Raw genomic sequence first — 8,403 nt, 5'->3', positions numbered from 1 at the left:
CACGATCATCCTGTGCATGTAGATGAAAGGTGTGTTTTCCCAGATCGATGGCGGCAATAGCTACTTTGCTCATGGCAATGATCTCCGATAAGCCCCCTGTGAAAGCTTAGTGGGCGATCACAGGGGGCGGCGGGGGTAGCCATTTCATTAGTGGACCGCGTTCGTCTGGACAACTTGGTCAATTGTGGGAGCGGGCTTGCTCCGGGCGGCGTTCCGACGAAGAACGATGACGCGGTCTAACTGAAAAAAACGCAGGCAAAAAAGAACCCGGTGCGACTTGCATCGCACCGGGTGTTTTTCCAGACGGTCACGGATCTTCGTGGGTCCCCGCGCCGTCTGTTGAACGCTGTTGGCTTACGCCCGTTCGAGCGCCAGTGCCACGCCCTGACCACCACCGATACACAGGGTGGCGAGGCCTTTCTTGGCATCACGCTTGAGCATTTCATGCAGCAGGGTCACCAGCACGCGACAACCCGAGGCACCGATCGGGTGACCGAGGGCAATGGCGCCGCCGTTGACGTTGACCTTGTTCAAGTCCCATTCCAGGTCCTTGGCCACCGCCAGGGATTGAGCGGCGAAGGCTTCGTTGGCTTCAACCAGCTCAAGCTGGTCGATGTTCCAGCCGGCCTTGTCCAGGCAGCGGCGAGTGGCCGACACTGGGCCAATGCCCATGATCGCCGGATCGACGCCTGCGTTGGCGTAGGCGGCGATTTTTGCAAGGACTGGCAGGCCCAGGGCCTTGGCCTTTTCGGCGCTCATCAGGATCACGGCCGCGGCACCGTCGTTCAGCGACGAAGCGTTGCCGGCGGTCACCGAGCCGTCCTTCTTGAAGGCTGGCTTGAGCTTGCCCAGGGATTCGGCGGTGGTGCCGGCCCGTGGCTGCTCGTCGGTGGCGAAGGACAGCGGATCGCCCTTGCGCTGCGGGATCAGGATCGGCGTGATTTCATCGACGAAACGCCCGGCTTCGATCGCGGCCACGGCTTTCTGCTGCGAGGCGGCGGCGAACGCGTCCTGCTGCTCGCGGCTCAGGCTGTACTTCTCGGCCAGGTTCTCGGCGGTGATGCCCATGTGGAAATCGTTGAACGCATCCCACAGGCCATCGCTGATCATGGTGTCGACGATTTGCCCGTTGCCCATGCGCAGGCCGGTGCGGGCACCGGGCATGACGTAGTTGGCCAGGCTCATGTTTTCCTGGCCCCCGGCGATGATCACCTCGGCGTCGCCGCAGCGAATCGCCTGGGCGCCCAGGTGCAGGGCTTTAAGACCCGAGCCGCAGACCTTGTTCAAAGTCATGGCCGGTACAGCGAAGGGCAGGCCGGCCTTGATCGCGGCTTGGCGCGCAGGGTTTTGCCCGGCGCCGGCGGTCAGCACCTGGCCCATGATCACTTCATCGACTTGCGCAGGATCCAGGCCGGTTTGCGCCAGCAGCTGACGGATCACCGCAGCGCCCAGGTCAACCGCAGACACATTGGCCAGGGATCCCTGGAAGCTGCCGATCGCGGTGCGCGTGGCGGCAACAATGACGACTTCTTGCATGGAATGATTCCTCACTGGGCAGCGAACTGCATTTCCGGCACGTGGTCCGGCACGATCAGTTTACCGGCAGTCTTGGCGACGATCTCTTCGACGCTGACGCCCGGTGCACGTTCTTTGAGAATGAACGCGCCGTTTTCGATTTCCAGGTAGGCCAGGTCGGTCAGCACACGCTTGATGCACCCGGCGCCGGTCAGTGGCAGGCTGCATTGGGACAACAGCTTGGACTCACCGTCCTTGGACGCGTGGGTCATGATGACGATGATGTTGTCGGCACCGGCAACCAGGTCCATCGCGCCGCCCATGCCCTTGACCAGTTTGCCGGGGATCATCCACGAGGCGATGTTGCCTTGCACGTCCACTTCAAAGGCGCCCAGCACGGTCAGGTCGACATGACCACCGCGGATCATCGCGAAGGACTCGGCGGAGGAGAAGATCGACGCGCCGGTCCGTGCGGTCACGGTTTGCTTGCCGGCGTTGATCATGTCGGCATCGATGGTTTCTTCGGTAGGAAACGGACCCATGCCCAGCAGGCCGTTTTCCGACTGCAGCATGACTTCCATGCCTTCGGGGATGTAGTTGGCGACCAGGGTCGGAATGCCGATGCCCAGGTTCACGTAGAAGCCGTCCTGCATTTCGCGGGCGACGCGTTGAGCCATTTGTTCGCGGGAAAGTGCCATTGTCGTAATTCCTTCATTCGGTCCGGGGGCAGGGGATCACTTACGCACGGTGCGCTGTTCGATGCGCTTCTCGAACGTGCCGCAGATGACCCGGTCGACGTAGATGCCAGGGGTGTGGATCTGCGCCGGGTCCAGCTCGCCGGGTTCAACGATTTCTTCGACTTCGACCACGGTGATCTTGCCGGCGGTGGCCGCCAGCGGGTTGAAGTTCTGCGCGGTGTGGCGATAGATCACGTTACCGAAATGGTCGGCTTTCCAGCCTTTGACGATGGCGAAGTCGCCGGTGATGGACTCTTCCATCAGGTACTTGCGGCCATGGAATTCGCGGACTTCCTTGCCTTCGGCGACTGGCGTGCCAACACCGGTGGCGGTGAAGAAGGCCGGGATGCCGGCACCGCCTGCGCGCATTTTTTCAGCGAGGGTGCCTTGCGGGGTCAGGGTGACTTCGATTTCGCCCTTGAGCAGTTGCTCTTCGAACAGCTTGTTTTCGCCGACGTAGGAGGCCACCACTTTGCTGATCTGGCGGTCGGTCAGCAGTACGCCGAGGCCGAAACCGTCGACGCCGCAGTTGTTGGAAACCACGGTGAGGTCGCGGGTGCCCTTGCGCTTGATCTCGTTGATCAGGTTTTCCGGGATCCCGCACAGGCCGAAGCCGCCAGCGATCACGGTCATGCCGTCTTCAAGACCTGCCAGAGCTTCCTCGTAGGAACTCACGCGCTTGTCGAAACCTGCCATATGCACCTCTTTTATTCTTTGTGGGCGGCTGGCTAGCCGAATGGAATGGAGTGTCTCGCTGCAAGATTCATTTGTTAAGTTGTTTTTTAGATCTGATTGATTGATAAAGCTCATTAAATCGCTGCTTTAATCTTGCAGCTTGAAGCTTGTAGCTTACAACTGGAGCGAAGCGACTATGACCGTCAAGCAGATCCGCGCCTTTCTGGCCGTGGCCCAGAGCCTGAGCTTTGCCGTGGCCTGCGAGCGCCTGCACCTGTCGCAATCGGCCCTGAGCCTGACCATCAAGGCGCTGGAGGAGGGCCTCGGCGGGCGCTTGTTCACCCGCACCACGCGCAACGTGGCGCTCACCGCCGAAGGCGAATCCCTGCTGCCGCTGGCGCGCCGGTTGATCGCCGACTGGGACAATGTCGAGGATGAAATGCGCCAACGCTTCACCCTGCAGCGCGGTCGCGTGACCCTGGCGGCGATGCCGTCGTTCGCCGGCAACCTGCTGCCGCCGATCCTCAAGACCTTCCGCGCCCGTTATCCGAATGTCAACGTGACGGTCAATGACGTGATCAACGAGCAGGTGCTGGAAATGGTCCGTGACCGCCAGGTGGAGCTTGGGGTGGCGTTCGAGCCGACCCAGAGCTCGTCGCTGCAATTCACGCCGTTGTACATCGACCGCTTCGTCGCCGTGGTGCCCCTGGATTCGGCGCTGGCCGAACTCGATGACATCGACTGGCAGACCCTGCTCAAGGAACCGTTCATTACCTTGCAGCGTCCGTCGACGGTGCGGGTGATGCTCGAAGAACACTTGCAGACCCGGGGCATGAAGCTGCCGGTGGAGTTTGAAAGCCATCAACTGGCGACAGTCGGGCGCATGGTCGCAAGCGGTTTGGGGGTGAGCGCGGTGCCGGCCTTGTGTGCCGGGCAGATGCGTGAACTGGGTGCGCGTTGCATTACCTTGCGCGACCCGGTGGTGGAGCGGGCGCTGGGGGTGTTGACGTTGCCTGGGGGAGAGCTGTCGGCGGCGGCGCAGGCGTTGTTTGATGTGCTGAAAGAGGAAAACCTTGGGCAACGTTTCTCCATGAACTGAGCACAGTCCCTTGTGGGAGCGGGCTTGCTCGCGAAGAGGCCGGCACATCCAATAGAGATATTGGCTGACCCACCGCTTTCGCGAGCAAGCCCGCTCCCACAGGGATCGGGTTTCGTCAGTTGCCAAGTAGCTTCGCCAATATCGGCAACAACCGCTCGCACGACCCCTCGATCTTCAAGTCCAGCATCTCATCGGCCCGGGTCTTGCCCAGGTTGATCGCAATCAACGGCTTGCCCTGATCCACCACCGCCCGGCACAAGCGAAACGCCGAATAGGCCATCAACGACGAGCCAACCACCAACAGCCCGGCAGCCTGTTCGACGGTCGCCATCGCCTTGGCCGCCGTGGCCTGTGCGACGTTCTCGCCAAAAAACACCACGTCCGGCTTCATCCGTTCCCCGGCGCAATGCGGGCAGCGGGGGACCTGGAAGCGTGCCTCGAAGGCCGGGTCGAGCAAGGTGTCGCCGTCCGGCGCCTGCACCGCATCGACGCCGGCCAGGTACGGGTTCTGTGTTTCCATCAGGTGCTGGATCGAATCGCGCTCGCTGTGCCGGCCGCAATCCAGGCACAACACCCGGTGCAGACTGCCGTGGAGTTCGATCACGTCACGGCTGCCGGCCTGGTCGTGCAGGGTGTCGACGTTCTGGGTGATCAACCCGCTGATCTGCCGCGTGCCTTGCAAACGGGCCAGGGTGTCGTGGGCCACGTTCGGCTGTGCCAGTCGCACCCGTGGCCAGCCGAGCATCGCCCGCGCCCAATAGCGCCGCCGGGACTCCGGGGCCGAGAGAAACTCCTGATACATCATCGGCTGCCGGCCCCGTCGCACGCCCTGGTTGTCGCGATAATCCGGGATGCCCGAGGGCGTGCTGATACCGGCACCGGTCAGCACGGCAAACGGCTGATCCGCCATGAGCTGATGGAGGCGATCGAGTTGGTCACGTGTCTGGCGGTCGAGCATGCCGGGAAACCTGTAGGAGCGAGCTTGCTCGCGATGGTCGTCAACGATAACACTGCAAGCCTGACACCCCGCGGCGTGATCGCGTTTATCGTCGGATCGCCGCCCGGACCAAGCTCGCTCCTACAGATGGTCGCGGGGGATTATTTACGCGCCTCCAGAATCAGGTTGAACGGCGTTTCCGTGGCCCGGCGGAAACGGGTGAATCCGGCCTCGCTGAACACCTTGCGCAACCGCGCTTCACCGGCCTGGGCACCGAGGCCGAGGCCGACTTCCTGGGACAGCGAGTTGGGCGTGCAGATGAAGGTCGATGCCGCGTAGAACAGGCGTCCGACCGGGTTGACGTTGTCGTCGAGCAGATCGTTGGCGTAGGGCTCGACCAGCAGCACCGTACCGTCGTCCTTCAGCGATTCATAGGCATGTTTGGCCGCACCCACCGGGTCGCCCATGTCGTGCAGGCAGTCGAAGTAGCAAATCAAGTCGTAGTCGCTGCCAGGGTAACTTTTTGCGGTGCCCTGGAAGAACCTGGCCCGGCTGGATACACCCCCTTCTTCGGCCCGTTGGGTGGCAACGGTAACGGACGGCGCGTGGTAGTCGAAACCGACGAAGCGCGAATCCGGAAACGCCTGGGCCATGATCACCGTCGAGGCACCATGGCCGCAGCCGATGTCCGCTACTTTGGCCCCGGCTTCCAGTTTGGCTACCACGTCGTCGAGGGCCGGCAACCATTCGGCGACCAGATGAGCTTTGTAGCCAGGGCGGAAGAAGCGTTCGGTGCCGCTGAACATGCACGGATGGTGATCGCCCCAGGGCAGGGCGCCGTCGCCGCGCATGGCTTTGACCAGTTTGTCCTTGTCATGGAAAAACGACGCGACCACGCCGATTCCGCCCGCCACATAAACCGGTGAGTCTTCGATTGCCAAAGCCATGGCCTGCTCTTCGGGGAGGCGGAACTGGCCGTCACGGTGTTCCATGTAGCCTGAGGCTGCGTGGGCGCTGAGCCATTCGCGCAGCAGGCGAGTGTTGCAGCCGGTTTTCTCGGCAAGGGTTTCGGGGGTGATTGGCTGACTGTCGGCCATCGCCCGATACAGGCCGAGTTCTTCGCCGAGGATGACGTTGGCGAGCATCGCCGCGCCGCCCATGTCATTCACCAGTTTGCCCATGAAATCGTTGAGTCTGGCCTCGTCCATCATGTGTGCTCCTTCAGCAGGATCACGGTCCAGGGGCATTGTCTGGCGAGGCGTTCGCCGCTGGGCGGTGGTCGTGGGAATGTACAGGGCCCCACGTGGGCCCTGTGTGCAGTAAGTTTAGTTCGGGCCCCGTACCGCGCGGTCTGGCGCGACGAAAGCTACATGTTCCTGACGGACACCGCTCCCACAGGGGATTTGTGCTGTGTATTGCACTGTATCTCACCGGCCTTTCGATACAGTCCCGCGCAACTTCAGGTCCCAGCCGAACACAGTCCAGATACACCCCTTCGATTAACTCTGTCTCATGGCGGGTACCGGCTCGCGTCCTTGAACATCTTATGAGATCGACACCATGCAGACCTCCACTCCCCCCGTAGCCAAGGCCAGCGCAGGCCTGGGCCTGCGTCGCGGTTTAATCAAAGACCTCCAGGCCGCACCGGCAGGCGATTTCGACTTTATGGAAGTCGCGCCGGAAAACTGGATTGGCATCGGCGGTGCCCATGGTGCGGCATTGCGCGCCCTGGCTGAACGCTATCCGTTGTCCTGTCACGGCTTGTCCCTGTCCCTGGGCGGGCCGTCGCCGCTGGACGTCGACTTTCTGCATGAGGTTCGCAGCTTTCTTGATCACTACAAGGTGCCGCTGTACAGCGAGCACCTGAGCTATTGCAGCGATGATGGTCACCTGTACGACCTGTTGCCGCTGCCGTTTACCGAGGAAGCGGTGCACCACGTCGCGGCGCGTATTCGTCAGGCCCAGGACATTCTCGGGCGGCGTCTGGCGGTGGAAAACGTTTCTTATTACGCTGCGCCCCGGCAAGACATGGACGAGGTAACCTTCACCAATGCCGTGCTGCGCGAGGCTGATTGCGACCTGTTGCTGGACGTCAATAACGTGTACGTCAATTCGATCAACCACGGCTTCGATCCTCAGGCGTTTCTCGCTGGCATCGATTCGGGCCGGGTGGTGGCGATGCACATTGCCGGGCATTTCGACGAGTCCGACACCTTGAAGATCGACACCCATGGCGCTTCGGTCAAACCGGCGGTGTGGTCGTTGCTGGCCCAGGCTTATGCCCGGTTCGGTGCGCAACCGACCTTGCTGGAGCGCGATTTCAACTTTCCGGCATTCGCTGAACTGGTGGCGGAATTGCAGATTATTCGCCGCCTGCAACAGGAGGTTTGAACCGTGGAGAAGTCGAGTCTTTTGCATCAACAAACCACCATGGGCCTGTACCTGCGCGACCCTGAACACAATGCGCCACCCACCGAGATGGACCCGGCGCGGGCACGGGTTTACTGCGATCTGGTGTTCGCCAACCTGTCTTCGCTGCTCAGTGGCACCTTTCCGGTGCTGGTGAGGATTCTGGGGGATGAACGCTGGCGTTCGCTGGTGCGGATCTTTTTGCGGGACTACCGCGCCCGCACGCCGAAATTTGGTGAGATTGCTGAGGAGTTTGTCGGGTTTCTCGCGGCCGGGCCTCGGGCGTTGAGTGATGGGCCTTGGCCGCCGTTCATGGTCGAGTTGGCGCATTACGAGTGGGTGGAAATGGCGCTGCAGCAGTCTGATGCCGAGCCTCTGGTTGGTGGTGATGTCGCGTTGCTGCTGGATCGGACCTTGCAGGTGTCGCCGCTGGCCTGGGCGTTGGCGTATGCCTGGCCGGTGCAATTGCTGGGAGCGGATTACCAGCCTGATATGGCGCCTGCGCAACCGACATTGCTGTTGGTGCGGCGGGCGGAGGACTGGAGTGTGAGGTTTTCCGAATTGAGTCCGTTGGCGTGGCGGTTGTTGCAGAGGATTGGCGAGTTTCCCGAGTTGACCGGGCGTGAGCAGTTGCAAGGATTGGCGGTGGAGGCGGGGCAGGTTGGCTCTTCGGCGTTTTTCGAGGGTGGTCTGGGGTTGTTGCGGCAGATGCATGGGGAGGGGGTTGTTGGGGTTGGTTGATCTTCTTTGACCTTGGCGGTCTTTGGGCCGAGCAGGTTCTTGGTTGATTGAGTACATATCCGTTTCTGCGGTAGCGGCGGCTGGCGGTTTCGCCCTTACGGCGAGTCACTTTTTTTACAAGCGCCTAAAAAAAGTAACCCAAAAAACGCTCGCCCCGAACGTCCGGCCCCTCGCTAAGGCTCGGGGTTCCTTCGCTCCGGCATTCATCCGGGGGCATCGCCTCCGGTCGGCTTCGCTCGACCTCCTCTCGATGTGTTCGGCTGCGCCGAACGGCGCTGCGCGCCTGCCCC

8 protein-coding genes are annotated in these 8,403 nt (G+C 61.8%); 3 read left to right on the top strand and 5 right to left on the bottom strand.

Features of this window, described 5'->3' with window-relative positions:
* Positions 1 to 354: 354 nt before the first annotated feature.
* The 3 genes from KGB28_RS30675 to KGB28_RS30665 are packed head-to-tail and all read right to left on the bottom strand — an operon-like array spanning position 355 to position 2,948.
* Positions 355 to 1,536 carry an acetyl-CoA C-acetyltransferase gene (locus KGB28_RS30675; RefSeq protein ID WP_223449164.1) on the bottom strand — a complete coding sequence of 394 codons (1,182 nt, stop codon included), beginning with the start codon at positions 1,534 to 1,536 and terminating at the stop codon, positions 355 to 357.
* An 11-nt stretch (positions 1,537 to 1,547) separates the two neighbouring features.
* Entirely contained in the window at positions 1,548 to 2,213 is a 666-nt protein-coding gene (locus KGB28_RS30670) for a CoA transferase subunit B (RefSeq protein WP_008026717.1), read from the bottom strand.
* Positions 2,214 to 2,249: 36 nt separating this feature from the next.
* A complete protein-coding gene (locus KGB28_RS30665) occupies positions 2,250 to 2,948 on the bottom strand; it encodes a CoA transferase subunit A (RefSeq protein WP_223449163.1) in 699 nt (232 codons plus the stop codon).
* Between the two features lie 175 nt (positions 2,949 to 3,123).
* Between KGB28_RS30665 and KGB28_RS30660 the strand changes: the two genes are divergently transcribed.
* Positions 3,124 to 4,026 (top strand): LysR family transcriptional regulator, encoded by a 903-nt coding sequence (locus tag KGB28_RS30660; protein ID WP_223449162.1) that lies wholly within the window; start codon positions 3,124 to 3,126, stop codon positions 4,024 to 4,026.
* A 115-nt stretch (positions 4,027 to 4,141) separates the two neighbouring features.
* Here KGB28_RS30660 and KGB28_RS30655 read toward each other — a convergent pair whose 3' ends face one another.
* Together KGB28_RS30655 and KGB28_RS30650 are read right to left on the bottom strand one after the other, a co-directional pair.
* On the bottom strand, positions 4,142 to 4,984 hold the full coding sequence (locus KGB28_RS30655) for an NAD-dependent protein deacetylase (RefSeq protein WP_223449161.1): 843 nt from the start codon (positions 4,982 to 4,984) through the stop codon (positions 4,142 to 4,144).
* A gap of 140 nt (positions 4,985 to 5,124) precedes the next feature.
* A complete protein-coding gene (locus tag KGB28_RS30650) occupies positions 5,125 to 6,171 on the bottom strand; it encodes a class I SAM-dependent methyltransferase (RefSeq protein ID WP_223449165.1) in 1,047 nt (348 codons plus the stop codon).
* Between the two features lie 352 nt (positions 6,172 to 6,523).
* On the opposite strand from KGB28_RS30650, the gene KGB28_RS30645 reads away from it, so the two are divergent.
* Both KGB28_RS30645 and KGB28_RS30640 read left to right on the top strand, forming a co-directional pair.
* Complete coding sequence (locus KGB28_RS30645; protein ID WP_223449160.1) at positions 6,524 to 7,354, top strand: DUF692 domain-containing protein; 831 nt, start codon at positions 6,524 to 6,526, stop codon at positions 7,352 to 7,354.
* A gap of 3 nt (positions 7,355 to 7,357) precedes the next feature.
* On the top strand, positions 7,358 to 8,113 hold the full coding sequence (locus KGB28_RS30640) for a DUF2063 domain-containing protein (RefSeq protein ID WP_223449159.1): 756 nt from the start codon (positions 7,358 to 7,360) through the stop codon (positions 8,111 to 8,113).
* Positions 8,114 to 8,403 lie beyond the last annotated feature (290 nt).

This window comes from Pseudomonas sp. BF-R-19, from assembly GCF_019956445.1.
Taxonomy (GTDB): domain Bacteria; phylum Pseudomonadota; class Gammaproteobacteria; order Pseudomonadales; family Pseudomonadaceae; genus Aquipseudomonas; species Aquipseudomonas fluorescens_BH.
This window is presented reverse-complemented; position numbering and strand designations above follow the sequence as displayed.